A 24,939-nucleotide genomic window follows, 5' to 3' on the forward strand; every position below is an offset into this window, starting at 1 on the left:
GGCTTACCGGCGCTTGAGATGGAAGAGGCGGTGCGCGTCCAACGTCGTGCTCCAACCCGGGGGCACGACCAGCGTCGTCGCCGGCGCCTCGATGATCGCCGGTCCCTCAATCTGATTGCCCGCCTTTAAAGCGTCCATATCCCAGATGTCGGCGTTGACCCACTTTTTGCGGAAGTAAAATGGTCTCTGGCCGCGATGCGCCTCTTTCGGCGGTGTTGCACCGCTGAGCGGTTCTTCGGGAATCCGCGGTTTGACGCTCGGCACGATGCCGCGCATGATCGCTCCGGTAATGGTGAAGCCCAATTCGGGACTGCGGGCGGCTTTGGCGTACACGCGGGCATACGTCTCTTCAAACGCTTCCGTCAACCGGTCCCAGTCCTCGGCCTTTTCGACCCGAGCGAGCGGAGAATTGATCTCGAGGTCGTTCAGCTGACCGCGGTACATCATGCGGTACCCCGGAAACAGCGTGACGCTTTCGGGAGAATAGCCGTTGAGGCGGAACTCTTCGATCACCTTTTCGGCCAGTTCATTCCAGGCGCTCTGCAGCTCTTTGACAGCTGCAATCTTCTCGGCCGCCCCGGCGTCCGGCGCGACGTTGATGTCGAGGCTCTTGTCGTAGCGGTACTCAAAATCCGCCGCGGCGCAACCGAAGGCGGAAAAACCGGCCGCCCAGGCTGGAATGATGACGTCCTCGAAATCGAGCCCTTCGGTATACCCATAGGTGTGGACCGGGCCGGCGCCGCCGTAAGAGAAGCAGACAAATTCGGAGGGATGATACCCTTTCCCGCTGATCATCGCCCGCAAATGATCGCGAAGGCGCGTATCCAGGAGCTCAATCACACCGGCGGCCGCCTCTTCCACCGAAAGCCCCAGCGGACGGGCGATTTGTTCCTCGATCGCCATTCGGGCCCGTTCCGGATCCAGCTTGATCTGCCCGCCGAGGAAATTATCCGGATTGATGTAGCCGAGCACGACGTGACAGTCGGAGATGGTGACGGTCTCGACGCCGCTTTCCGGCCAGCAGACGCCGACGCGATACCCCGCGCTGTCCGGACCGATCTTGATCGCCTGCGTATACGGATCGATGCGCACGTAGCTGCCGGCGCCGGACCCGACGCTGTCCATCTGCACGAGCGGCAAAGACAGGACCAGCCGGGCCATGTCCGGATCGTGCTGGATGGTGAATTGCCCTTGCACGATCAGCGCCATGTCAAAGCTGGTGCCGCCGATATCGGTGGCCGCGATGTTGCGGTAGCCGAGCCGTTCGCTGAGCGATCGCGCCCCGATCACGCCGCCGATCGGTCCGGATACGACCGTCCGCGCCAGCTCTTTCGCTTTCCAGCTGATCGTTCCACCGTGGCTGGCCATCACCCGCAAGTCAAACCGGGCGCCGAGCTGTTTGAACCGCTCGTTGATCTGGACCAGCGTCCGACGCGACGGTTCGGCAGCATACGCTTCGAGGATGGTGGTATTGGTCCGGTGCGATTCTTTGCGCACAGGATAATAGTCGGAAGAAGCAAAGACCGGAATCTCCTTCCCGGCCTCCCGCAACACCTCGAGGACGATGTCGCGCACCCGCCGTTCATGGACGGGATTCTTGTAGGAATGGAGAAAGCTGATGACGATTCCTTCCACGTTCCGCTCCACAAGCTTTCGGGCCGCCTCGTACGCCTCGTTTTCCCGCAGCGGAATAACGATGTTTCCGAACAGGTCGATCCGTTCGGTGACCCCGAAGGTCAGCTCCCTCGGCACCAAAGGCGGGTCGTAGCGATGGGTGTTGAGGTGCAGGCGATCTTCGTATGAATAGCCCAGGTACGATTGAATCGACCGCCCCATGCGATGAAAATCTTCCATCCCTCGGTTGACGATCAACCCGACGCGCAAGCCTTTCCGCTGGACGATGCGGTTGAGCATGGACGTCCCGGAATACACGGCCGTCACCAGCTGCGGAAAAACGTCTTCGACGGCGAGATTCCACTGCGCCAGCGCGTCGGCCGAGGAGTTGATGAGGCCGACCGACTCGTCGTGCGGCGTGCTTTGCGCCTTGCCGACGACGAAATTCCCGTCTGTGTCCACGAAAAAGGTGTCCGTCATCGTCCCGCCGGCGTCGATGCCCAGCACTTGAATGCGGCGCGTCATCCTCCAACCTCCTTGGCCCTCCCGTTTGGCCTAGCCCTACGTTTGGCGAACCGAGACGTTCGCTCGCTTATTGAGCTAGCAATCCGCGTGCCAAAACCGGATGCTTCGTCGAAGCGCCCGAAGACCGCGCCCGGCGCTGAAGGGGGTGTTTAAAAATGAGACAGTCTTGTTTCGCAATCGATACAAGGTTGGGTCGATTGTGCGTTTGCTTTCGAATGTCTGTTGGTCTACAATACGGCCAGAGTGGTTCGCCTCCCCAACACGTCGTCCCCGAAGGAGGTGGGACCATGGGTGAAGAACTGGCCCTTCTATCTCCGCAAGAAATTCAGGACAAAAAACGCGCCCTATGGCGCGCGTGGGAAGCGTATGTGAGCGACCGTCGCGTCGAATCCGGGTTGCGCGCATCCGTCCTTGAATCGTGGAAGCGCAGCCAATCGCTCGGGATCCAACCTGAACAAAAGAAGGCGCGGTACCTTCACGAAATCGATGAAGTCATCGAATGGAGAAGGCAATCGGAGTTTTTTTTGACGGCGATCCCCGTTTTAGAACATATTTTCGATCAAATCAAAGTCACCAAACACCTGCTGACGTTGACCGACGCCGGCGGCCGGATCATCTATCTTCAAGGGGAGCATTCGATCCTCAAAAAGGCGGAAACCATGCTCTTCGTCCTCGGGGCGGACTGGAGCGAGCCATCGGTCGGAACGAACGCCATCGGCACATCTCTCTATCTGCAAAAACCGATTCAAATCTTTTCATATGAACATTTTGCTCAAGCCGCTCACGACTGGGTCTGCTCCGCCGCACCGGTGACCGATCCCCATTCCGGTCAAGTGCTCGGAATCGTCGATTTGACGGCGCCGTATGAATACGCCCAGCCGCACACCCTGGGCATCGCCAAAATGATCGCCGTGCAAATTCAAAAAGAATACACCAGAATATCTGATAATTTGAGGAAACATTTATATGACGAATATATGAACGCTCGAAAGCGCTGGCCCGGCGAGCCGATCCTCCTCTTCGACAGCGCCCTGCAGATGCTCACCCAGAGCCCGGAAGCGCAAGCCACGCTCCAAGAACTTCAAAAACGGCATTCATCGCGCTCCATATTGGCGGATATCCGCGAAACCCTCCTCACCTGCCCCGAGCTCGAATATACGTTTGAGCTGACGGATACGGGCTATGAGGCGACGGCCGTCGTCCTGATCCGGAAAAACGAACGCATCGGTTTTCTCGTTCTCTTGCGCCGGCGCTCCCGGTTGCGCCGTGTTTCTGCCCCCTCCACCCGCCCCGTTCTCCACACCCCCTGGGACACGATCATCGGAAGCTCCCCGGCGATGCAACATGCCATCCAACGCGCCAAAATCGTAGCCGCAACCGATGTTCCGGTGCTGATCACCGGTGAGAGCGGAACTGGAAAAGAACGGTTTGCCCAGGCGATCCATGAAGCCAGCACCCGCCACCCGCACCCGTTCGTCGCCGTAAACATCGCCGCCATCCCCCGTGAGCTGATCGCCAGCGAGCTGTTCGGCTATGAACCCGGCGCCTTTACGGGGGCGAATCCCAAAGGCAAAAAAGGAAAATTTGAAGAAGCCCAAGGCGGCACGCTGTTCCTCGATGAAATCGGCGACATGCCGCTTGAGCTTCAAGTTTATTTGCTGAGAGTCCTGCAAGAAAAGAAGATCATGCGCCTCGGCTCCTCGAATGCCCGGCCGGTCGATGTGCGCATCATCGCCGCCACCAATCATAATCTCGCCGAGCGCATCGCCCAAGGCGCCTTTCGCCTGGATCTTTTTTACCGTCTGAACGTCGTCGAGATCGCGCTGCCTCCGCTGCGCGAGCGCGCGCAGGACATCCTCTTGCTTGCCGAATTCTTTTTGGATAAGTTCGCCAAGCAATACGGAAAATCCGCCGCGTCCTTTGACTCCGACGTCGTCCGCTTTTTTGAACGATACGCATGGCCGGGCAATGTCAGAGAACTGCAAAATGTTGTAGAGCATGCCGTCATCTTTTCCACCGGAAGCGTTATTTCACTCAACAACTTACCGAGTTACTTATTAAACGAGGCGCCGGATTCCGATTCGCTCCCGCTCGACCCGCTGGAGCGCGAAGAGAAAAAAATGATCGATTATTGGTTGCAAAAAGCAAATGGAAATGTGAGCGAAGTGGCCCGACGGCTCAATCGCTCGCGGGCGACCATATATCGCAAGATTAAACAATATGGAATCAATCTTTCAAAATACTCTAATATAGATTAGCGCAAAAAGGAACGGGCATCCCAAGGAAAACGGCGAAGAAAGGGGGTCCAAAGATGAGCGAACCGACCGTCCGTCTCGAACCGTCCCTCAAAACCGAACTCCGGATCACCGCCGAGCTGAAACAATCGCTGGACCTCCTCATGCTCGGCCTCCCCGAGCTCACATCGTATATCGACGAACTCGCGCGTGAAAATCCGGCGCTTCACGTCGATCCCCCCCTCTGGCAGACGTCCGGATGGGCGACCGGCCGTCCGCGGAGCAAAAGTCGAAGGGTCTCGAACGAAAGCGACCCGTATGACCCGCTCTCCGCCCTCCGGGCGCCGGAACCCTCGCTCACCGATCGCCTGAAAGCCGAGCTCCGCATGCGCCTGCTTGACTCCCGGCTTTTACGCGATGCCTGTCTCATCGTCGATGCCCTTGATGAACGGGGATTCCTTGGCGTCCCGCTGGAAGCACTTGCGGAACGCTTTGCCCGTCCGCTTGCGCGTCTTGAAGCCGCCCTCGTCATCGTCCAGTCGCTTGATCCTCCCGGCATCGGCGCCCGGAACCTGCGCGAATGCCTCCACCTTCAGCATCGGCGGCTCGGGGAGCCTCTGCCGGTTTTGTCCGCCATCATCGACGAACACCTGGAAGACGTCGCCAGGGGGCGGCTTGAGGCCATCGCCCGGCGGCTTCGCGTCCCGATCGAAGCGGTCGTCGAGGCCGTGGCGCTCCTCAAAACGTTTAACCCGCGGCCCGGCGGCGAATTCGCCGTCGAAGCGACCGTGTACGTCATCCCCGAGGCGGCTGTCCAAAACGACGCGGGGACGCTCACGGTGATCCTCTACGACGACGTTTTGCCACGCCTCTCGATCGACCCCGCGTTTGCCCGAATGGAACGCCGACTCGATCTCGATCCCCGCACGCGGGATTATGTCTCCCGGAAAATCGCCCACGCCCGCAAGCTGATCGATCAGGTTCAGGCGCGGAAGGCGACTTTAGAGCGCGTGCTAGAGGCGGTCGTCCGCCGGCAGCAGGAAGCCTTTCTCCACGGACCGGAGCGACTGAAGCCGCTTACGATGCAGGTCATCGCCGAGGACGTCGGGCTCAGCGTCTCGACGATCTCCCGCACGGTGCGCGAAAAGCACATCGAAACGCCGTGGGGGGTCATCGAATTCAAACGCCTGTTCCCTTCGCCGGTCGGCGGTAGCGGCGATGAAGCCACGCCGACGACATCCGATGCCATCATCCGCAAGATCAAAGCCTATATCGATGCCGAAGACAAAACAAATCCACTGTCCGACGAGGCGCTGGCCGCCCTGCTCCATCAAGAGGGGGTCCCCGTCTCCCGCCGGACAGTGGCCAAGTATCGCGCGATGGCGGGCATCCCTTCGTCCCATCAGCGCCGGAGCCCGGGAAACGGGCGCTCCGTTACAGCGACTCCTTAGCTTCCGGAGCTTCCGGCGCTTCCAGATCGAGGCGCGAATAGGCCCGCGTTCGCGTTTCGGGCGAAGTCACGGCGAGCACCAGGCTGAGGGCGAGCCCCAGCATCATAAACCCACCAATCATTAAAAGGCTGGTGAATTAAGTCCACTGGATCGACCATCTTCGCCCGACGAGGTGTGACGTCCGAACGAATAGAACCGTCAAAAACGCCGCCACTCCCCTTGTGAGCCTTTCGTATGCCGGTTTGAGGCACACGGAACTCCCGGTCTGTGGGCGCTTCCGCACATACCGGCTTAATCGTTTGAGATTCTGCACTACAGCCGTCAGGATGGCTTGCTCTTGCATCGCTTCCAAGCCACGGCTTCGAGCACGGCTTAAGCCGTGCTGCGCTTTGCCTTCGGCAAAAAGACGTTCAATGACAACGCGTCGTTTCCGAATGGCTCGGTAATGCGTTTGACCATTCAGGCGACGCACTTTGTTCCGCACGAGCACCGCCTTGATCTTGCTCCATCTTTGGCGCGCTTTCTCCGGATCCCGGACGGCTCGGCGCCACCCGGGGAGCGCTTCTTTTTGAAGCGATCGCACGGGAATAAGGGGAACGATGTCCATCTTCAAAAGCCGATCGAGCGTTTCCGTATCGGCATATCCACCGTCTCCGGAGACGCTTTGAATGCGAAGAGAGGGGTGCTCACGCCGGATGTGCAGCAGAGCTTCGATGGCGGCCTCTCGTTCCGCAGTGCCCGTGATGATCTTGGCCTGGGTCCGCAAGATGACGGAGGAGCGGGTGTCCACCGTATGATGAATGAGATAACGCAAATGGGCTTCTTGACCGGAGCTCTTTCGATAAAGGCGGGCATCCGGATCGGTCATGCTCCGGTGGGTCCGGTTGGAAAACCGCTCCCCCCGAAAATCGCCCGGCTTCTTGGGTGGCCTTCCCGACGAAGCCGAAGGGGAGCCGGGGGATGAAAGGTTCGGGCCCGGATCGGGAGGATGGGGGTCAGACGGAGAGGAGTCGTCTTCGTCTCCGCCGTCGGAAAACGAGCGATCTTCTTCCTCCAGCCGGGCCAGATAAGCGTCAAGCGACTCCACGGGGACCGGCGCGATGGGCTTTAAACTGTGGATGGAAGCATTGGCTCGGACAAGCGTACCGTCCACCGCGACATGCACTTCCGGCTGAACGAGCCCTGCGGCGATGCACTGATCCACCACATGGCGCATGGCTTTCTCAAAAATGCCGTGCCTGCGCCAAAGTTTCCGTGTTTTGACCACGGTCGTACGATCCGGAAGCCGCGGACCCCCGGCCTCCGGGTGAAGTACGGACTCAAAATCGAGCCCTAAGAACCACAAATAACCGGCGTGCATGGGGAGCGTTTGAAAGAGTTCCCGCTCAGAGTGATTGAAGAGGTAAGAAAGTAAGATGATTCGCATGACGAGTTCCGGATCGACGGCCGGGCGTCCGGTGCGTTCCGAATAAAGCGGGGCGACCCACTCATGGATCGCAGAGAAGTCCAAGACGCGATCGATTTGGCGAAGGATGTGATTTTGTGGCACGAGGGCTTCCATATCAATATGCTGAAACAATTTGGGTTGATGGGAAGTCAATCGTCGAGGCCGCATGTTTGAATCTCCTTTTTGAGAAGGGATGCTTGCTTGCTTTGATTGAATGAATTCGATCCATGGGTCCGGTTTTCCTTCAAAACGAAGGGGTTTTTCACCGGCCTTTTAAAAAATTTCTCGGGGCGGAGGTAAAATCAGATGCCCGTCGGACGCATCTCCGCCCCGAAACGGTCTTAAAGCCGTCAGATGATCGTCGCATGCTTGCGCCGCGGGAGTTCAATGTGTTTTTCGCGAAAGAGCTCAAAATAACGCATCAGTTGTGTTCTCAGTTCCTTCGGCGGGATGAGCTCGTCGACGACGAGCTCACCGGCGAGCTTGTAGATGTCGTAGCCCGCCCGATACTCCGCCCGCAACCGTTCGACGAGGCGCTTTCGTTCCTCCGGATCTTCGATCGCCTGGATTTTATTGTAATAGACGGCGTTCACCGCCGCCTCCGGTCCCATGACCGCGATCTCCGCCGACGGGAGCGCCAGCGTCACGTCCGGATGGAACGCCGGCCCCGACATGGCGTAGATCCCCGCCCCGTACGCCTTCCGGACGACGACGCTCACCCGCGGCACCGTCGCGCTCGCCGTGGCGAAGATGAACTTCCGCCCCCGCCGGAGGATGGCGTTTTGCTCGACCATGGTCCCGACCATGAACCCCGGCGTGTCGACGAGGTAGAGGAGCGGGATGTTGTAGGCGTCGCACAGCCAGACGAACTCCGCCCCCTTGTCGGCCGACTCCGGAAAGATCGTCCCGCCTTTGACCGCCGGCTGGTTGGCGACGATGCCGATCACTTCGCCGCCGAGGCGGGCAAAGCCGGTCACGAGCTCCGGCGCGTACATCGCCTTCACTTCGAGAAAGCTCCCGGCGTCGACGATCGCCTCGATGAGGCGCCGGACGTCGTACGGTCGGTTCGGGTCCTCCGGGAGGATGGCGTCGATTTCCTCCGGGTCACGGGCCGGGTCGACCGGCGGTGCGGACGGCGGCCGGCCGTCGCTCGAGTCGGGGAGGTAGGACAAGATCCGCCGGACGAGGGCCGCCGCCTCTTCCTCGCTTTCGGCGACGAAGTGGACCGAGCCGCTTTTTTTGGCGTGCACCTCGACGCCGCCCAGCGCCTCCGGCGTCACCTTCTGCCCGATCGCCACCTCGACCATCCGCGGCGAGGCGATGGCCATCGCCGCATCTTTCATCATCACGAGCAGATCGGTGAACACCGGCGTGTACGCCGTCCCGGCGAAACACGTCCCGTAGAGGACGCCGATCTGCGGCACCGCGCCGGACAGGAGGCTGTGCATGTAGTAAAATTCGCCGATGCTTCCCGGATCGACGTGGTGGCCGCCCGTCTCGTCGATCCGGGCGCCGGACGAATCGACGAGGTAGACGATCGGCCGCCGGGCCCGAAGCGCCGCCTTCTGCGTGGCGAGAAACTTCTGGGCATGGCGGATGCCGACCGAACCGGCCTTCACCGTATAGTCGCTGGCGATGAAAAAGACCGGTCGGCCGTCGATCGTCCCGCTCCCGGTCACGACGCCGTCGGCGGCGAGCTCCGGATCGTCGTAGCGGGCGAACGTCCCCGTCTCGGTTTCGACGGCGTCGAAAAAAAGCCGCAGCCGATCCCGGACAAAAAGCTTCCCGGCCGCCCGCTGCCGCTCGTGCCCCCGGGGCGGCCCGCCCTGTCGGATGCGTTCCCGTTCTTCGATGAGGCGCCGTTCCCGCTCGCCCATCGTCCCCCTCCTTCGTCCGAATCAAGAGCATCGTCGCGTTCGCCCCGACGGCCGCCGGTAAGTGCCCGACGGCCGGTCGGGCGAAAACCGCCCGCTTCAGAACTGCCCGCCTCAGTATGACCGCGGGAGATCAAGCGCTCGCTCAGCGATGAAGTTGAGGAGCATTTCGTTGTTGACGGGCGCCGTCTTCATGAGCCGGGCCGGCGCCAGCATCTGAATGAAGCGGTATTCCTTGGCGAAGCCGTTCCCGCCGTGGGTCTGAATCGCCTGATCGACGGCCCGAAACGCCGTTTCCGAAGCGAGGAGCTTGGCCATGCTCGCCCAGAGCCCGACGTCCCGCCCCGGCGCCCCCCGGTCGTATGCCCGGGCGGCTTCGTATGTCAGAAGTCGGGCCGCCTCTTTTTCGGCAAAAAGCCGGGCCAGCGGATGCTGAACCCCCTGATAGGCGCCGATCGGCGTCTCGCCGAACACCCGCCGCTCCCGGGCGTAGGCGGCCGCCCGCATGAGGGCGAGCTCCGCCATGCCGACCCCTTTGGCCGCAAAGAGGATCCGCTCCGGATTCAGGGCGTGAAAAAGGACCTCCGTGCCCCGGTGCTCCGGCCCGATCCGGGCCTCTTCCGGCACTTTGACCCCGTCGAAATAGACGACGAACTGCCCGAAACCCTCGATGCCGACGGTCTCCATCGGCTGAAGCGAAAGTCCCGGCGTCCCGTTTTCGACGAGGAAAAGCCCGAGGCCGTGCCGCCGGCTGCCGAACGACCGCTCCGCCTCCTCCGCCGGCATTGTCCGGGCGACGACGACGATCCAGTCCGCTCGGTCGGCACCGGTGATCCACGCCTTGTGGCCGTCCAGGCGATAGTCGCTTCCCTCTCGCCGGGCGAACGTGCGGATGTTGAAGCTGTTCGTCCCGGCCTCCGGTTCGGTGATGGCAAAGGCCATCTTGAGGCGGCCCTCGGCGATCGGCGGCAAAAACCGCCGCTTCTGCGCTTCCGTCCCGCCTCGGACGATCGCGAGGGCATCCATCGTCGTGAGCACCGCCAGGACGTTCGCGAGTCCGTGCGCCGCAAACCGCTCCATGGCGATGGTCATCGCCGTCAGGCCGAGGCCGGTCCCGCCGTAGGCTTCCGGCACGAGGGCGCCGAAAAGGCCGAGCTCGGCGAGCACGCCCCAGAGTTCTTCCGGGTACGTCCCTTCATCGTAGATCATTCGGTGGTACGCGTCCAGCTTCGGACGGAGTTTCTTGAGTGCCTCGTCGACCGCCGCGACGATCATCCGTTCCGTCTCGCTCCACGCGGCCGGTGGAAGCATCGTCTCTCACCCTTTCTTTTTCTTCTTTATCTTCTTTCTGCTGTTCGCGGTCAATCCCGGAACGGCCCTGGCCGATCACGACCATTTTCAGGCCGCTCCCGGGGCCGGTCGCCGTCGAACCAGCTCGGTTCAGTGCCGATCCCAACCGATCCTAGGCCTCGACCGGAACGATTGTCGTCGATCCAGCCCGGTTCAGCGCCGGTCCCTCCGATTCCGCCCGCCGACGGCCGCCCCTTTTGCGCGTCGCCTTTTTAACCGCCGGCCGCCAAGCGGCCGATCACAGCTCGCCTCGCTCCCGAAGCGCCTTGAGCTCGGCGATCGCATCGGGATTGTCGAGGGTCGTCAGATCCCCGGCGACGTCGCCTTTGAGCCGGAGTTCCCGAAGGAGCCGCCGCATGATCTTCCCGCTCCGGGTCCGGGGGAGCGTCGGCACGATGAACACCCGCGCCGGCCGGGCGTACGCACCGATCTCCCGAACGATCGCCTCGGCGAGCTCTCGCTCGAGGGCCTCCCGGGCCGCCCGATCCGTCGCCGCCACCCCGCTCCGGAGGATGACGAAAGCGACCGGCACCTCCCCCCGGATCGGGTCCGGCTCGCCGATCACCGCCGCCTCGGCGACGGCCGGGTGGTTGATGAGCGCCGCCTCGAGCTCCATTGTCCCGATCCGGTGGCCCGACACGTTGATCACGTCGTCGACCCGGCCGGTCACCCAGAGCTGCCCGTCCGGATCGAGGATGGCCGCGTCGCCGGAAAAATACTTCCCCGGGATGCGGCTGAAGTAGATCTCCCGATACCGCTCCGAATCGCCCCACACCGTCCGGGCGAGGGACGGAAACGGCCGCGTGAGGACGAGGAAGCCGAGCTCCCCCGCCGGCACCGGCTGCCCGAATTCGTCGACGACTTCCGCCGCGTAGCCCGGCAGCGGATGGCCCGCCGCCCCCGGCTTCGTCGGCGAAAGCCCGACGATGCTCGACGCCCACGCCGTTCCCGTCTCCGTCTGGCCGTACGTGTTGTTCACGAAAATTCGCCCGCCGCCCAGCCGCTCCTTCGTCCAGTGGTACGTCTCCGGGTCGAGCGGCTCGCCGACGAGGGCGACGAGCTCGAGGTCCTCGGTCCCGTGAATCCAGTCGTCCCCCGCCCGCCGAAGCATGCGAAGAAGCGTCGGCGCGGTAAACACCTTGTTGACCCGATAGCGGGCGAGGAGGTCGTAAAACCGCCCCGGCGTCGGATGATCCGGCGCCCCCTCGTAGACGACGAGCGTCGCCCCGTGGGCCAGCCCCCCGACGAGGGCAAAAATCGGAAACGTCAGCCACCCGACGTCCGCTGTGCACCAGTAGACGTCGTCGTCTTGAAGGTTTAAGCTCCACTTGACGTTGGCGTAGGCGCCGACGAGAAAGCCGATGCCCGAATGGACGAGCCCTTTCGGCTTTGCCGTCGTCCCGGACGTATAGATGACGAACCCCGGCGCGTTCGCCTCCACCGGCACGACCGGCGCCGGCTCCGCGATCCCGGCGACGAATTCGTCGTACCCGACGTCCCGTCCGCCCATCGGAACCGGTTCATCCGGAAACCGCCGGGCGACGACGATCCGTTCGATGCCGTCCAGACCCTGAAGCGCCCCGTCGAGCGTCGCCTTGAGCGGAACCATCCGTCCCCGCCGGACGGTGTAGTCGGCGGTCAGCACCAGCTTCGGTCGAAAATCGCGAAGCCGCTCCCGAATCGCCTCTTCCGAAAAGCCAGCAAAGAGCACCGTGTAGATCGCCCCGATCCTCGTCAGGGCGTGGATGTAAATGAACGTCTCCGGCGTGTTCGTCATGTAGACAGCGACCCGGTCGCCCGTCCCGACGCCGGCCCGCCGGAGCGCCGCCGCAAAGCGGCCGACCGCATCGACCAGTTCCCGGTACGTCCACACCTCCCGACGGCCGTCTTCCCGCTCGTAAAAAAGCGCCACCTTGTTTTTCCGCGCCGGCAGGTGCCGGTCGAGGCAGTTGTAACAGACGTTCGAAAGGCCGCCGACAAAATACCGAAACTGCTCGATCGTCCCCTCGACGAGCGTATGCCAGGGGGAAAACCAGGCGAGCTCCCCGGCGATCGCGGCCCAGTACCGCTCCGGCGCGAGGCGCGCCTCCTCCAGAAGCGCCGCCGCCTCCAGATCGGAAAGGGGCGCCTTCCGGCGAAGGGCCTCCGTCGGCGGCTCGAGGGACTTCCCGACGTAGATCGCCCCGCCCGCCTCAAGGTTTCCGTCTCGAACCGTCCCCCGCTCCTCCATCCCCGTCGCTCCTTTCCCTCGGTTTTTCCTTTCCGCGCGGTTGTGCCTTCTTCGTCCCGAGCGTCGATTCTGTCATTTCATCGCCGAAGTTTCCATCCCCGCTCAGGCCGGCCGCCAACCAGGCATCCGACGCACCTTCGGCTTTTCCCGTTTGCTCTCCTCCGGCGGCCCGAACCCGGCGCCGGCTACGGCGCCGGCGCCAGGCGGACGAGCACCTCTCCTTCGTCGACGTACTCCCCTTCGCTCTTCACAATCGCCTCGACCGTCCCGGCGAATTCCGCCGCGACCGGGATCTCCATCTTCATCGACTCGAGGATGACCACCTCTTGCCCCGTCTCGACCCGTTCTCCGGGACGAACGAGGACTTTCCACACCGTGCCGCTCATCGGTGCCCGCACGTCCATTGGCTCAGCCCCCTAACCGTCTTGCCGGGATCGCCCCGGCCTTCTTTTGGCGCCCCTCTTGCCGGTCGGCGGCGTCGGCCCCTTTTGGCGCCGGTTTTTCATTCAGACGACGCCGGCCGCTTCAGCGCCTCGATCAACCCCGTGTCGTAGCGGCCCTCCACAAACGCCCGATCGGCGACGATCGCCCGAAGGAGCGGGAGGTTCGTCTTCACGCCCTCGACGCTCGTCTCCGTCAGGGCAGCGGCCAGCCGCCTGAGCGCTTCCGACCGCGTCGCGCCGTGGACGACGATCTTCGCGAGCAGCGGATCGTAAAAAGGCGTCACCTTCGTCCCGGCCTCGATCCCCGCCTCGAGCCGCACGCCCTCCGGCCAGCGAACAGACGTCACCGTCCCCGGCGACGGGAGAAACGTCACCGGATCTTCGGCATAGAGCCGCACCTCGATCGCCGCCCCGTGCGGCACGATCGCCTCCTGCGCCCAGGGAAGTGGTTCTCCGGCGGCGATCCGAAGCTGCCACTCGACGAGGTCGACGCCGGTGATCATTTCCGTCACCGGGTGTTCCACCTGAAGCCGCGTGTTCATCTCGATGAAGTAAAACCGCCCGGCAGGATCGACGATGAACTCCATCGTGCCGACGTTCTCGTACCCGATCGCCCGGGCGCCTAAGACCGCCGCCCGAAGGAGCGCCGCCTGGACGAACGGATCGAGGTTCGGCGCCGGCGCCTCCTCGACGACCTTCTGATGCCGCCGCTGAACGGAACAGTCCCGCTCGAAAAGATGGACGACGTTGCCGAAACGGTCCGCCGCCAGCTGCACCTCGACGTGCCGGGCCCCGTCGATCCATTTTTCCAAAAACAGCGTCCCGTCGCCGAAAAACCGCTCCGCCCGGGCGCTCGCCGCCTCGAACCGTTCCCGAAGCGCGGCCGGATCGTCGACCCGCTCCATCCCGATGCCGCCGCCGCCGGCGCCCGCTTTGATCAAGACGGGATAGCCGATCGCCTCCGCCGCCGCGAGGGCCTCTTCGACCGATCGAACCCCGTCCGGCGTCCCCGGCACGACCGGGACGCCGGACGCCGCCATCCGCTTCCGCGCTTCCACCTTATCCCCCATCGCCCGGATGACGTCCGGCGGCGGTCCGACGAAGACGAGTCCGGCGGCCTCCACGGCGGCGGCAAACTCCGCCTTTTCCGACAAAAAGCCGTAGCCGGGATGAATCGCCTCGGCGCCCGTCTTTTGCGCCGCCTCGAGGATCGCCGGGACGTTCAGGTAGCTTTCCCTGGCCGGCGGCGGCCCGATCCGGACCGCCTCGTCCGCCTCCCGGACGTGCGGCGCCTCCCGGTCGGCGTCGGAATAGACGGCGACCGTCCGGAGGCCCATCGCCCGGGCGGTGCGGATGATGCGTCGGGCGATCTCGCCGCGATTGGCGATGAGAAGCGTGCGGAACATCGGCTCCCTCCCGTCGCCTCTTCTGAACGAACACTCGCTCGAAAAACCGGTAAGCGAAAAACGCCGCGCCTTTTCCCGCCCTTTCGCCTTCCTTGCCTCCTTCTCCCTTCCATTCCTCAGGACATCCGCTCCGCTCCTCGGGACATCCGCTCCGCCGCGTCTCCGCGTCCCGCCGATGGCCCGTCAAAGGCCGGGGCCCGGCGCGTCCTGGCCGCCCATCCGAGGACCGGCCGTAAAACGCTTTCACCCGGCACCGAGCGGACGGAAGGGGCCGGCCTTCATCACCATCCCTTCCAGCCGGCGGCCGACTTTGCCCTCGATCCAGCGGGCGACCTCGATGAGGGCGTCGAGGTCGACGCCGGTCGATACGCCCATGCCTTCCAGCATGTAGACGAGGTCTTCCGTGGCGATGTTGCCGGTGGCGTTCGGCGCGAAGGGGCAGCCGCCCAGACCGCCGACCGACGCGTCGAAGACCGTCGCTCCCGCTTCGAGGGCAGCGTAGGCATTGGCGAGGCCGGTATTTCGCGTGTTGTGAAAATGGGCGCCGATCGGCACCCGGCCGCCGGTTGCCTCGATCGCCCGGCGCACGAGGCGGGCCGCCTGCGTCGGCACCCCAACGCCGATCGTGTCGGCCAGGACGATCTCGTCGAACCCCGCTTCCGCCGCCCGCCGCACGAAGTCGACGACCCGCCCTTCGTCGACCGGTCCTTCGTACGGGCAGCCGAAAGCGACCGACAGGGTGAGCGTCGCCCGAAAGCGCCCCCGCTCTCCTGCCGCCTCCGCCTCTTCGAGGAGGGCGGCAAACTGGCGAAAGCTTTCTTCCGGCGCCGCCCCCTGGTTCTTCCGGTTAAAGGTTTCCGTCACGCCGAAGGCGAAGTGGATCTCCTCCACGCCGGAGGTCCGGGCCCGCTCAAACCCCCGCCGGTTCAGGACGAGGCCGGCGTACGTGACCCCGGACGCCCGGCGAAACCCCGCCCACACGGCCTCGGCGTCGGCCATCTGGGGCACCCGCTCTGGGTGGACGAACGACACCGCCTCGATCCGCCGAAGCCCCGTCGCCGCGAGCCGCTCGATGAAGGCGATCTTCTCCTCCGTCGGAAGCCGCACCGGCTCGTTCTGCAGCCCGTCCCGCGGCCCGACTTCCTGGATCGCGATCACCATCCCCCTCCTTCCGGACGCCACTTCGCACCGACCTCCGTCACCCGACGAGCTGAGCGGGCCGTCCCGGATGCTTAGAGCGCATCCACGTCGGCCGGCCCTGCTTCTCAGCAGGCGCCCGAGCGGGCCGACGCCCCGCTTCCCGTCGGCGTCCGAGCGGGCCGTCACATCGTCCAGCTGAGCTGGCGGCCGCCGATGACGTGGTAGTGCAGGTGAAAGACCGTCTGCTGGCCGTGGGGACCGGTGTTCGTGATGACGCGAAAGCCGGTCTCGGCGACGCCGGTTCGCTTCGCCACCTCCTGGATCGCCCGGTGAAGGCGGCCGAGGAGCGCCGAGTCGTCGTCGGTGATCGCCAGCACGTTCGGAATGTGGCGCTTTGGCACGACGAGGACGTGCACCGGCGCGATGGGGTTGATGTCGTGAAAGGCGAGCGTTTCGTCGTCTTCGTACACTTTTTTAGAAGGGAGCTCGCCGCGGATGATTTTACAAAAAACGCAATTCTCCTCGTGCACCGATCGGCCCTCCCTTGTCGTCTCGCCCGGATCGGCCGACGCTCCGCCGGACCGGAAGCTCGGGCGCCACCTCGCCCCCGGCCGACCCGCTTCCCGTTGCTTCCAGTATAGCGGAAGCGCCCCGCCGGCACAAGCGGGGGCCGAAGCCGCATGTCAGTCAAGTGAATATGGACAACCCTACTTGAGGATCCCCGAAGCGCATCCGTGATCGGGTTGAGCTCCTCGCAAAAAAGAGGTCGAAATCGCGCGCCTCAAAAACTTCCCCGGACAGGGGAGCCGGATCGACTTTCCCTTCAGGAACGCATCCGTCCGGCGCAAGAGGCGCCGACCAGACGACGGGCTCCCCGGCCGGTTCTCCTCAGGACGCCTGATTAAACGAAAGGCGGGAAAACCAAAACCGAATCCGCTTCTCGAGCCCCTTGTCCCGGCCAAAGAACGGGCGAATCTCGTCGCCGGCCTTCTTTCCGAACGGGAACCGGACGCCTTTGCGGGGCTCCCCGCCGATTTCACCCCGCTCGTCGATGGCTGCTGGAAGGTTTGGTTTATGCCGATTCCGGACGCACGAAGCCGGCGGGTGCCCGGATGCGCCGTCTCTTTCTCTCCGGATGTTCAGCCGACGCTTCCGGCTTGGGAACGGGCCAAAGCATTCATTCTGACCCAAAAGAGAGGGCGCCTGAAAGCCATCGTGCGTCACGATCCGGGCGGCGCCTTCTTAAGCCACGCGTGGGTGGGCTTTATTGTGCCATTGTCCTGCATGCATCGTCACATACGCACGTGAGTTTCACGCTTTACTTTTTGACTGAGCCAACGACCACGCCACCAGAGCAGTCCGCCTAGGACGAACAGCATTCCACTTGACCAGACGGACAGGTGTGCAGGTGAGACTTTCCAATGCAGAGCAATTCCTCCGATCAAATAAAGAAGAGCGGTCAGTAACCCAAAGATCCGCTCCGCATCGGAAACTGCATTGGCCTCTTTGCCGTCACGTGTGGATGCCCTGACAAGCTCGGGAAGAAAGGCAGGGCGCACCATTCCAGCGCCCGCGAATGCTCCGACGGGAGCGATGAATGCCAGCCAGCGATTATCGATCAGCCCGGCCAAGGCTAAAGACAGGGCCGTTACCACGAACATCAGGAGCCTGCCGTTCTCCTCGCCAGTCCGGGTTGAAATCACCGGATAGAAACGCCCGCCCAAAAACCCGGATAGTGTATAGAGCGCAAACAGCAGCCCGAAATAGACAACATCGATTTTCATGTCGAGGAAAAACCAGACGGGCAGAATAAGAAGTTGCATGACGATGACAGTTGATCGCAGCAGGGCATAGCTCAGAACCGCAATCCAGGCTCTAGCCGAATAGGGTGTTGACCCTTGACGCACCTTGCCCTTTCCACGGTCGTTTATCCTCGTGGATCCGGACGAGCTGACAAGGACCCGCATTTTCCCGACGTCGTCCCCTGCAGCATCCCGCAGGGAAAGAACCAGCCACCTCCCGGCTATCAGACCAGCCATCAGATTGGCACCTGCCGTCATTGCAAACGGTAGCCAGGACACAATCCGGAAGCTCATAGCACCAACGATTCCTGCTGCCAGAAAGGACATGAACATAGCACTGGATGAGCGTGCCTGTGCCTGTTGCTGCGAGGACTCTTGAGCGTGCAAAGATCGAGCCGCATGGGACAGATAGCTGCCATCCCCTATGGCAGCCATGGCATAGCCGATACCGCCGGCCAGTTGAGCGAACAGCATGGCAGCCAGTGCCATCGGCGCCCAAGGGCTGCCGAAAATACCAGCCAGCACGCCACCGATGATGGCATTAGAAAGAGCCTTAAGAATCTCTCCCAACACGATGGGCACGACAGGTCCCCGCTCTTCCAGTACACGACGACCAAAATTGCCAGCAATTAGCGTGCTCAAGCCGTAGACAAACAAGATCCCTCCAATTTTCAGGAACGAAAAGCCGGAAACGACAAGTGCAACGACAAAAATCGGCACATAGAACGAGAAACGCGAAACAACTCTATATAAAAGAAAAGCAAAAACCACTCTGCTTAAAAGATTTTCATTCGTCATGTCTCATATATCCTTTTCTCTTCCCACGCTTTGACCGTTCTGCGAAGACAGCCTTTGCATCACTTCCCGTTGAATACGGTCAAAGCGGAGATCCCCTTCGCGCAGAAGGGTCATGTCCTTGCCGACGCGAACGATGGTCGTCGATTTCGTTGTAGAGACCTTCCCACCGCGAAGAGCCATCTTCACGGCGGAACCGAGATGTTCGAGCGCCGCATCAAGATCGACTAGCGCGTCATCGAAAGTTCCAGAAAGATTGGCAGACGTCATGGTGTCAATAGCGGATTAAAACTCCCCAAAAAAATCGCGTTCGATTCCCCACAAACAGCGGATTCAGTTCCCCAAAATCATCGCGCATCATTCCCCAGACGTATGTTCGATCTACGCGGTCACCTCTCCTTCAGCGCATGGGATCACCCCGGCGCGCAGCTTGTCCTTCATCGGTAGCTGTTGCCGCGGATGTTGATGGTGGTGGCGTGGTGCAGGAGCCGGTGAGCAAGGCAGAGGCCAGCACCTGGTTCACCTGAAGAGGGTCCCCCAGTTGGTGAAGCTGGGGTTGGACGTGATGATCAGGGAGCATGCTCGTAGCGCTCCGACACGTGCCGGAAGAAGTCGCGGCGTCAAGGCGTCTAGCGGAAAGTAGCGATTCGTCGTCAGATAAGCAGCTTGGCTGGGTGTAGATGCGGGGGGCAGGGCTTGTCCAGCCGTCCTCTTGGGTACGCCGTCGCCAAGTCAGCGACCAGCTTCTGCATGGTCACGAAGTAGACGCTACATGCGCTGTCGAATCGCCTCATCCCCAGGGCCACCGAAGGTGGGTCGTGCACCCCCGGCGGTCCCAGGGAAGATGAGTTGCTGCCTCCCGGTTGAAATCAAGCCGGCCAGTTCGCGTATTTGTCGTCATCGACGACGGCTGGAACGAGAAAACGAAATCTGCAAAGGTCATGTGATCACGGGAAGTTGGCCATGCGGAGTCTGGCGTGCATGTAACGGCTGATCGCTCTTGTCAGATCCTGCAGTCTGTGCAGGAACTCCGCATAGGTCGCTGGTGCCGCTGCCCACTCCACGCACGCGGCAGCCACCGCCGCGGCGGCTTCAATCCAGTCAGCTGCTGCTCTCGGCCTTGGCCAAACAACGCTCACTCATTGCCTGACCTTCATCGCGATCTGTCATAGACGGACAGCTCCCGTTGCTCCCACGTACGGCCCGATTTGCACCCTGGCCCTTGCCTCGATCCGGAAGAGGCGTCCAGCGGGATTGCCCTTGAAGTGCTCAGGGTCGGTTGAGACCTGGTGCGGCCTGTGAGCACGCGGTGTTCGGCAATGACCTGCCGCCGTAATCGATCTGCAGGCGGGGCCTGACTCAAACTTCCCGGACCCCCCATCACGGGTGCCCACATTACAGCCATGGATCGGTGTAATGTTCGTGTTCCGGAGATGCGACAATCCGCTCATGACCTTGCGCATATCGGGTTACGCGCGTGTACGGCTCTTAGGGCAGGGGGCCCTTAAAAACAAAACAATACGGGGCGGGTCTCGGCATGAACCGACCACCGGCTGTCCGCGTCGTGCCCCCCCCCTGGTATGGCACATTAGCACCGTATCTCGCAGATGGCACCTTGCCGGTTCAGGTTCGTCCTGGTACGACGAAACGGCAGAAGCTGGACCGGCTATACCCGATGGCGTTCAATCTTCCCTTTTGTGCGACTTCGGTAGGGTTACAGCCTTGGGCACGAATCCGTAGTACTTGGGCGAAGTCATGTACGCCGGCTGCCAGTTCGAACGTGTCCATGACCGTCGTTGGGGCACGACAGCCCCCGCCCCCGTTCCCCCCCCCCCGGGAGCAGTTGTCGCTGAGCATGACCTTTGGAACCCGCGAAGAACTCCAGCGCGTTAGGAGCGCCTGGAGGATTATGCCGTTGGTCCGCGCTCTGGATAAACTACAGGGGAGCATGTGGGGTAAGCGAGGACCATGGCAAAGCACATACCTTGCGCCGATGGCCCCTGCGGATCCAGGTTGGGAATGCGCCCAGGTCGATTTGCGCTTGTTCCCCGGAGCCGTCTCACATACGGCACGGTGCCTTGGCGAGACAACCGGGCGGAGAGGGTGCATGAACTCGGGCAGTACGGTAATTCCGCCGGTATATCCTGCTCGGATCTCGCGAAAGGATTCGCTCGCATTGAGGGGGTGGGGGTTGGACGCCGTACGCATGCCGCTGGCTCCCACATTGGGCCTTGTACGGGTCAGCTTGTGCCTTTCACCCTACGGTGCGCGACTTCACCATCCCCTCCTCCTGCTGCCTCGGCTTCACTCACAGCCTTGGGATGGTTTTGCGGTATTGCCGTATATTCTGGCCAGTTCCGAGTTGCTGACGCCCTCTCAAACAGCTTCCTGATCTCCATCTTCTTCACTCTCCCTCATCACCGGCACCTCCAAAGTGTTGGCGGTGCATAGTTCGACAAAGGGGTGGGGAATCCTCCGATGATTTTGAGGAAATCATGCCGGTGATTTTGGGGAATCTTTATCCGCTGCTATTGGGGATTTTACATCCGATGTTGACAATGGCGACCGGTCCGCCGAATGCACGGATGAGATCGTGGATGACCGAATTGGCGTGACAGGCGATGGAAATTGTCTCGACGGCGTCGAGAGACAGATCCGGCGCTTCTGGCCTTTTCGCCACGACGATATTGAGAGGGCCGGGCCAGTAGAGATCGGCCAGGACGTCCACAAGTTTGGCGTTTTCCGCCCAACCATAGCGCTTCCAGTCTTCTGGCTCGGCTATGAATAAGGTGAGCGGTTTGTTTCCGGATCGTTTCTTAATCTGAAAACAGGTTTCGACGGCACGCCTGTTGAAGGGATCTACGGCTATGCCATAATTGGCGTCCGAAGGACAGATGATCGCCTCTCCTGCGCGCAAAAGATCAGCCGCTTCCCTGACCGCAGCAGGCGTGGGATCTTTGACCTGAGCAGTTGGCATATCAAGAACTCCTTTCGACTTACTTCATGGAATAGTCCAGGCCTTCCTTATCGATTGTAAAGTTTCCCTTCAGGCTTGTCATGTCATCGCCGGTGTTAAACTGACCCGGGATCGCCGGGTAGGAACTGACCCACCCCCCGGCAAAGACACCTTCCGAATCCAGCCACGGAGCGGGAGGTGTCCTCGGCAACATGCTGGGAGGTGGGAAGGTGAAACGCCTATACGAGCTTCATGGCGAGGGTCGGTCCATCCGGGAGATCGCGCGAATCCTCGGCATCTCCCGGAACACGGTGCGGCGGTACTTGCGCGCCACCGAGGTGCCCAAGCCGGCACCTCGGGCGACTCGCGGCTCGAAGCTCGACCCGTACAAAGCGTTTATCCTGCAACGGGTCGCGGAAGGTGTGGAAAACTGCGTCGTCCTTCTCCGCGAGCTGCGGATCCAGGGTTACGAGGGGAGCTACACCATCCTCAAGGAGTTCGTCCGGCCCCTGCGTCGCCCCCGATCCATTCCCGGCACGGTCCGGTTCGAGACGCAGCCAGGCATGAGGCGCAAGTGGATTGGGGCAGCTGTGCCTATACGCTGCCGGACGGCACGGTCCGGCGAAAGTGGGTCTTCGCGATGGTGCTCAGCTGGTCACGGGCCCTGTACGTAGAGTTTGTCGACCGGGCCGACACCGCGACGTTCATCCGGTGCCATCTGAACGCGTTCCGGTACTTCGGCGGAGTGCCCGAAACGGGCCTGTACGACCGGACCAAGCTGGTGGTGTTGGGCCAAGACGAGAACGGCGAGCCCAAGTGGAATGAACGCTTTCTGGACTTTGCCCTGCGGCTGGGTTTTGCCATCCGGCTCTGCCGGGGCTACCGCCCCCAGACCAAGGGCCGGGTGGAAAGCGGCATCAAGGACGTCAAGGGCAACTTCTGGCCCGCGGTTCGGTTCACGGATCTGGATGACCTGAACCGGCAGGCACTGGCGTGGTGTGATCCCGTGGCCAACGTCCGCATCCACGGCACCACCCATGAGCGGCCCGTGGACCGGTTGGCGATCGAACGAGGGGCCTTGCGGCCGCTTGCTTCGCAGGAGCGGCTTAGGCCCTGGCTGCGCGAGCAGCGGCAGGTGGGCCGGGACGGTGACGTGCCGTGGGAACGGGCGTGGTCCGGCCTGCCGTGGCCCTGGCGGCCCGGCCAGCTCGTCCAGGTCCAGCCGGGCGAGGGCGTGGTCGAGCTCTGGGTCGGTGACCAGCGGGTGGCGGTGCATCCCCGGGCCCTCCGGCCGGGCCAGCGCTTCACGCACCCGCAGCAGTGGGCGGGGTTGTCCGCGAAGAGTGGCCGCCCGCGGCCGGAGCCCCGGGCGGTGCAATGGCCCACGGTGGAAGTCGAGCGACGGTCTTTGAGCACCTACGGGGCTCTGGTCGAGGCGGTGAGTCGGCGATGATCACCCTGGAGAAGGCCCGGCAGTACCTGGAGCAGCTGGGCTTGAGCCACGCGGCGGCGGTTCTCGAAAGCCGCCTGGAGGCCGCCGCCCAGAAGCAGCTCCCCTACCCCGACTTCCTCGTGGACCTGCTGGGCCTCGAGGCGGCGGCGCGCCGGGAGCGCTACCTGCGGACACGGACACGACTGGCGCATTTGCCCTTTCACCGCACCCTGGAGCAGTTCGACTTCGGGTTCCAGCCGTCCGTCGACGAGCGCCAGATTCGCGAGCTGGCTACCCTCGCCTTCGTCGCCGACGCCGCCAATGTGATCTTCCTCGGACCACCAGGCGTGGGCAAAACCCACCTGGGTGTGGCTCTCGGGATCAAGGCGATCGAGGCCGGCTATGGGGTGTACTTCGTGCGGGCTCACGAGCTGCTCGAAGACCTGCGCCGCGCCCAAGCCGAGCACCGACTCGACCGGCGCATGCGAGTCTACCTGGCCCCCAAGGTGCTGATCATCGACGAATTCGGGGTCTGGCCCTACGACCGGGCTGCGGCAACCGCCCTGTTCGCCTTGATCTCGGCCCGTTATGAACGGGGCAGCATCATCTTGACCAGTAACAAGGGCTTTGCCGAGTGGGGCGAAGTGTTGGGTGATTCGGTGATCGCCACCGCCATCCTCGACCGGTTGCTTCACCACAGCCACGTCATCAACATCCGGGGCGAGAGCTACCGGCTTCGGGAGAAGAAGCGGGCAGGACTGTTCGGCGGGACCCCACCCCGAAGGGAGGTGATGCCACAGGACGGCTCTGCGGAGTAAGTGACCCAAAGGGGTGGGTCAGTTTCCAACCGGCGCCAAGTGGGTCACTTCTAGGTCGGCGTTGACATGCCAGCCGGTTACCGTTACGATGGAACCATCGCCTTCGAAGTGACCTTGGCGATAACGATCCCTCCGGAGCCTGCAGGAATTGGGCCAACGGACTGGTTGAGCGGCCGCGGGCCGGGTAAAAGACCGACGGGAGGTGCAAAGCCATCAAGCCGTTCCTGCTCCTGTTGCTGGCCATCGCCAGCGAGGTGGCCGCAACGATTTCCCTGAAGTTGTCCCAGGGGTTCACCCGTCTGGGGCCCAGCCTCGTCGTCATCATCGGATATGGCGCGGCGTTTTATTTCCTCTCGTTGAGCATCAAGCACATCCCGCTCGGCGTCGCTTACGCGATCTGGTCGGGCCTGGGAGCCGCGGGTGCGGTCTTGGCCGGTGTGTTGCTTTGGCACGAGACGCTGGACCCCTATCGGGCGGTGGGTATAGCCCTCATCCTGATCGGCACCGTCATGCTCAATCTCTCACGGTAGGCCCCGGCCTTGTCGTGCCTCTGTGTGTTGGTGACGAACCGGAAGCGCGAACCCACCTCCGGGCACCAGGCGGGCACGCATGTCAGAGCGCCGTCCACCCCCCGTCGACGACTAGCGTTGCCCCCGTCACGAGGGAAGCGGCAGGGCTAGCAAGGTAGATGACTGCCCCAACAACGTCGCTCGGTTCGCCGATGCGGCCCAGAGGAATGCGGGCGAGAATGTCGCGGCGGAATTCTTCGTTGCGCAAGGTCTGTTCACCGAGGGGCGTCCGGATGAAGGTGGGAGCGACGGCGTTGACCCGGATGCCGTAGCTCGCCCATTCGATGGCCAGCACGCGAGTGAGGTTGACCACCCCCGCCTTGGCGGAGCAATAGGGGGCCCGGTTGTAGTAACCGACCAGACCGTTCTGTGAAGCGATGTTGATGATAACCCCCTCTCGCTTCTGGGCGATCAGCCATCGCCCCACTCGCTGGGAGCAGAAGAACACCCCCTTCAGGTTGACGTCGAGCACCGCATCCCAGTCTTCCTCGGTGATCTCCACGGCAGGCTTGGCGATCTGGATACCGGCGTTGTTGACCAGGATGTCAACGGCACCGAGGGTGTCAACCACCTGTTGTACCATGCGGTCGATACTCGACAGGTCCCGAACATCCAGCGGAACGGCGACGGCCCGACCACCTGAGGCGGTTATCGCATCGGCCACCTCCTGGGCATCGGGCAGGCGATCGGGCAACTCGGTGACCGCTACCGCCGCTCCCGCTTCGGCCAGCCCCAGCGCCAAAGCCTTGCCGATGCCGCGTCCGGCACCGGTCACCACCGCGACGCGATCGTCAAGATGGAAACGATCCATTGCAAAGCGGTCCGCGTCCATGTTCTCCGTGACAAACCCCTT

At 62.7% G+C, this 24,939-nt stretch carries 19 protein-coding genes and 1 pseudogene; 6 read left to right on the forward strand and 14 right to left on the reverse strand.

The features are described from left to right. Positions 1-3: 3 nt before the first annotated feature. A complete protein-coding gene (locus tag K2M58_RS07215) occupies positions 4-2,139 on the reverse strand; it encodes a hydantoinase/oxoprolinase family protein (protein WP_220677000.1) in 2,136 nt (711 codons plus the stop codon). Positions 2,140-2,426: 287 nt separating this feature from the next. On the opposite strand from K2M58_RS07215, the gene K2M58_RS07220 reads away from it, so the two are divergent. Together K2M58_RS07220 and rpoN are read left to right on the forward strand one after the other, a co-directional pair. Then, positions 2,427-4,397: a sigma-54-dependent Fis family transcriptional regulator gene (locus K2M58_RS07220; protein ID WP_220677001.1), complete on the forward strand. Its 1,971-nt coding sequence runs from the start codon at positions 2,427-2,429 to the stop codon at positions 4,395-4,397. Between the two features lie 53 nt (positions 4,398-4,450). Further along, on the forward strand, positions 4,451-5,824 hold the full coding sequence (gene rpoN / locus K2M58_RS07225; protein ID WP_220677002.1) for an RNA polymerase factor sigma-54: 1,374 nt from the start codon (positions 4,451-4,453) through the stop codon (positions 5,822-5,824). Between the two features lie 136 nt (positions 5,825-5,960). Here the strand turns inward: rpoN and K2M58_RS07230 are convergent, their stop codons facing one another. The 12 genes from K2M58_RS07230 to K2M58_RS07280 all read right to left on the reverse strand — a co-directional run bounded on the left by K2M58_RS07230 (position 5,961) and on the right by K2M58_RS07280 (position 21,288). After that, entirely contained in the window at positions 5,961-7,439 is a 1,479-nt protein-coding gene (locus K2M58_RS07230) for a transposase (protein ID WP_220677003.1), read from the reverse strand. Positions 7,440-7,621: 182 nt separating this feature from the next. Further along, a complete protein-coding gene (locus K2M58_RS07235; RefSeq protein ID WP_220677004.1) occupies positions 7,622-9,148 on the reverse strand; it encodes an acyl-CoA carboxylase subunit beta in 1,527 nt (508 codons plus the stop codon). A 111-nt stretch (positions 9,149-9,259) separates the two neighbouring features. Further along, entirely contained in the window at positions 9,260-10,456 is a 1,197-nt protein-coding gene (locus tag K2M58_RS07240; protein WP_220677005.1) for an acyl-CoA dehydrogenase family protein, read from the reverse strand. 277 nt (positions 10,457-10,733) lie between these two features. Then, positions 10,734-12,725: an acetate--CoA ligase gene (locus K2M58_RS07245; protein WP_220677006.1), complete on the reverse strand. Its 1,992-nt coding sequence runs from the start codon at positions 12,723-12,725 to the stop codon at positions 10,734-10,736. 185 nt (positions 12,726-12,910) lie between these two features. Continuing rightward, complete coding sequence (locus K2M58_RS07250; protein WP_220677007.1) at positions 12,911-13,129, reverse strand: acetyl-CoA carboxylase biotin carboxyl carrier protein subunit; 219 nt, start codon at positions 13,127-13,129, stop codon at positions 12,911-12,913. Positions 13,130-13,227: 98 nt separating this feature from the next. Next, positions 13,228-14,574: an acetyl-CoA carboxylase biotin carboxylase subunit gene (locus K2M58_RS07255; protein WP_220677008.1), complete on the reverse strand. Its 1,347-nt coding sequence runs from the start codon at positions 14,572-14,574 to the stop codon at positions 13,228-13,230. Between the two features lie 243 nt (positions 14,575-14,817). After that, complete coding sequence (locus tag K2M58_RS07260) at positions 14,818-15,735, reverse strand: hydroxymethylglutaryl-CoA lyase (RefSeq protein ID WP_220677009.1); 918 nt, start codon at positions 15,733-15,735, stop codon at positions 14,818-14,820. A 161-nt stretch (positions 15,736-15,896) separates the two neighbouring features. Next, on the reverse strand, positions 15,897-16,244 hold the full coding sequence (locus K2M58_RS07265; RefSeq protein WP_220677010.1) for a histidine triad nucleotide-binding protein: 348 nt from the start codon (positions 16,242-16,244) through the stop codon (positions 15,897-15,899). Between the two features lie 762 nt (positions 16,245-17,006). Further along, complete coding sequence (locus K2M58_RS07270; RefSeq protein ID WP_220677011.1) at positions 17,007-18,314, reverse strand: MFS transporter; 1,308 nt, start codon at positions 18,312-18,314, stop codon at positions 17,007-17,009. 3 nt (positions 18,315-18,317) lie between these two features. Further along, on the reverse strand, positions 18,318-18,581 hold the full coding sequence (locus K2M58_RS07275; RefSeq protein ID WP_220677012.1) for a Sua5/YciO/YrdC/YwlC family protein: 264 nt from the start codon (positions 18,579-18,581) through the stop codon (positions 18,318-18,320). Positions 18,582-19,258: 677 nt separating this feature from the next. Further along, the gene (locus tag K2M58_RS12880) at positions 19,259-19,390 is read right to left on the reverse strand and encodes a hypothetical protein (RefSeq protein WP_289628237.1); all 132 of its coding nucleotides are present in this window, start codon (positions 19,388-19,390) and stop codon (positions 19,259-19,261) included. A 1,439-nt stretch (positions 19,391-20,829) separates the two neighbouring features. Then, complete coding sequence (locus tag K2M58_RS07280) at positions 20,830-21,288, reverse strand: L-threonylcarbamoyladenylate synthase (protein WP_220677013.1); 459 nt, start codon at positions 21,286-21,288, stop codon at positions 20,830-20,832. A 191-nt stretch (positions 21,289-21,479) separates the two neighbouring features. On the opposite strand from K2M58_RS07280, the pseudogene K2M58_RS12645 reads away from it, so the two are divergent. The 4 genes and pseudogenes from K2M58_RS12645 to K2M58_RS07300 form a co-directional block, all read left to right on the forward strand. Beyond that, a pseudogene (locus K2M58_RS12645) lies at positions 21,480-21,596 on the forward strand (helix-turn-helix domain-containing protein); the annotation flags it as partial. A gap of 194 nt (positions 21,597-21,790) precedes the next feature. Continuing rightward, complete coding sequence (gene istA / locus K2M58_RS07290; RefSeq protein WP_289628279.1) at positions 21,791-22,720, forward strand: IS21 family transposase; 930 nt, start codon at positions 21,791-21,793, stop codon at positions 22,718-22,720. After that, positions 22,717-23,517, forward strand: coding sequence for an IS21-like element helper ATPase IstB (gene istB, locus K2M58_RS07295; protein ID WP_220677016.1), 801 nt, complete (start codon positions 22,717-22,719; stop codon positions 23,515-23,517). Before istA ends, istB begins: the two co-directional genes overlap by 4 nt. Before the next feature lie 233 nt (positions 23,518-23,750). Beyond that, a complete protein-coding gene (locus tag K2M58_RS07300; protein WP_289628238.1) occupies positions 23,751-24,047 on the forward strand; it encodes a DMT family transporter in 297 nt (98 codons plus the stop codon). An 82-nt stretch (positions 24,048-24,129) separates the two neighbouring features. Here the strand turns inward: K2M58_RS07300 and K2M58_RS07305 are convergent, their stop codons facing one another. Next, on the reverse strand, positions 24,130-24,918 hold the full coding sequence (locus K2M58_RS07305) for an SDR family NAD(P)-dependent oxidoreductase (RefSeq protein ID WP_252393412.1): 789 nt from the start codon (positions 24,916-24,918) through the stop codon (positions 24,130-24,132). Positions 24,919-24,939: the final 21 nt, after the last annotated feature.

The sequence above is a fragment of the Hydrogenibacillus sp. N12 genome, from assembly GCF_019645935.1.
Classification (GTDB): Bacteria; Bacillota; Bacilli; order Thermicanales; family DSM-22653; genus Hydrogenibacillus; species Hydrogenibacillus schlegelii.

Excerpts from the sequence above, each read along its gene's own strand:
- istB (WP_220677016.1), top strand. The coding sequence starts at position 22,717 with ATGATCACCCTGGAGAAGGCCCGGCAGTACCTGGAGCAGCTGGGCTTG.
- K2M58_RS07240 (WP_220677005.1), bottom strand. The coding sequence starts at position 10,456 with ATGCTTCCACCGGCCGCGTGGAGCGAGACGGAACGGATGATCGTCGCG.
- K2M58_RS07275 (WP_220677012.1), bottom strand. The coding sequence starts at position 18,581 with ATGACGTCTGCCAATCTTTCTGGAACTTTCGATGACGCGCTAGTCGAT.
- K2M58_RS07255 (WP_220677008.1), bottom strand. The coding sequence starts at position 14,574 with ATGTTCCGCACGCTTCTCATCGCCAATCGCGGCGAGATCGCCCGACGC.
- K2M58_RS07250 (WP_220677007.1), bottom strand. The coding sequence starts at position 13,129 with ATGGACGTGCGGGCACCGATGAGCGGCACGGTGTGGAAAGTCCTCGTT.
- K2M58_RS07270 (WP_220677011.1), bottom strand. The coding sequence starts at position 18,314 with ATGACGAATGAAAATCTTTTAAGCAGAGTGGTTTTTGCTTTTCTTTTA.
- K2M58_RS07220 (WP_220677001.1), top strand. The coding sequence starts at position 2,427 with ATGGGTGAAGAACTGGCCCTTCTATCTCCGCAAGAAATTCAGGACAAA.
- K2M58_RS07245 (WP_220677006.1), bottom strand. The coding sequence starts at position 12,725 with ATGGAGGAGCGGGGGACGGTTCGAGACGGAAACCTTGAGGCGGGCGGG.
- K2M58_RS07260 (WP_220677009.1), bottom strand. The coding sequence starts at position 15,735 with ATGGTGATCGCGATCCAGGAAGTCGGGCCGCGGGACGGGCTGCAGAAC.
- K2M58_RS07230 (WP_220677003.1), bottom strand. The coding sequence starts at position 7,439 with ATGCGGCCTCGACGATTGACTTCCCATCAACCCAAATTGTTTCAGCAT.
- K2M58_RS07305 (WP_252393412.1), bottom strand. The coding sequence starts at position 24,918 with ATGGACGCGGACCGCTTTGCAATGGATCGTTTCCATCTTGACGATCGC.
- rpoN (WP_220677002.1), top strand. The coding sequence starts at position 4,451 with ATGAGCGAACCGACCGTCCGTCTCGAACCGTCCCTCAAAACCGAACTC.
- K2M58_RS07280 (WP_220677013.1), bottom strand. The coding sequence starts at position 21,288 with ATGCCAACTGCTCAGGTCAAAGATCCCACGCCTGCTGCGGTCAGGGAA.
- K2M58_RS07215 (WP_220677000.1), bottom strand. The coding sequence starts at position 2,139 with ATGACGCGCCGCATTCAAGTGCTGGGCATCGACGCCGGCGGGACGATG.
- K2M58_RS07235 (WP_220677004.1), bottom strand. The coding sequence starts at position 9,148 with ATGGGCGAGCGGGAACGGCGCCTCATCGAAGAACGGGAACGCATCCGA.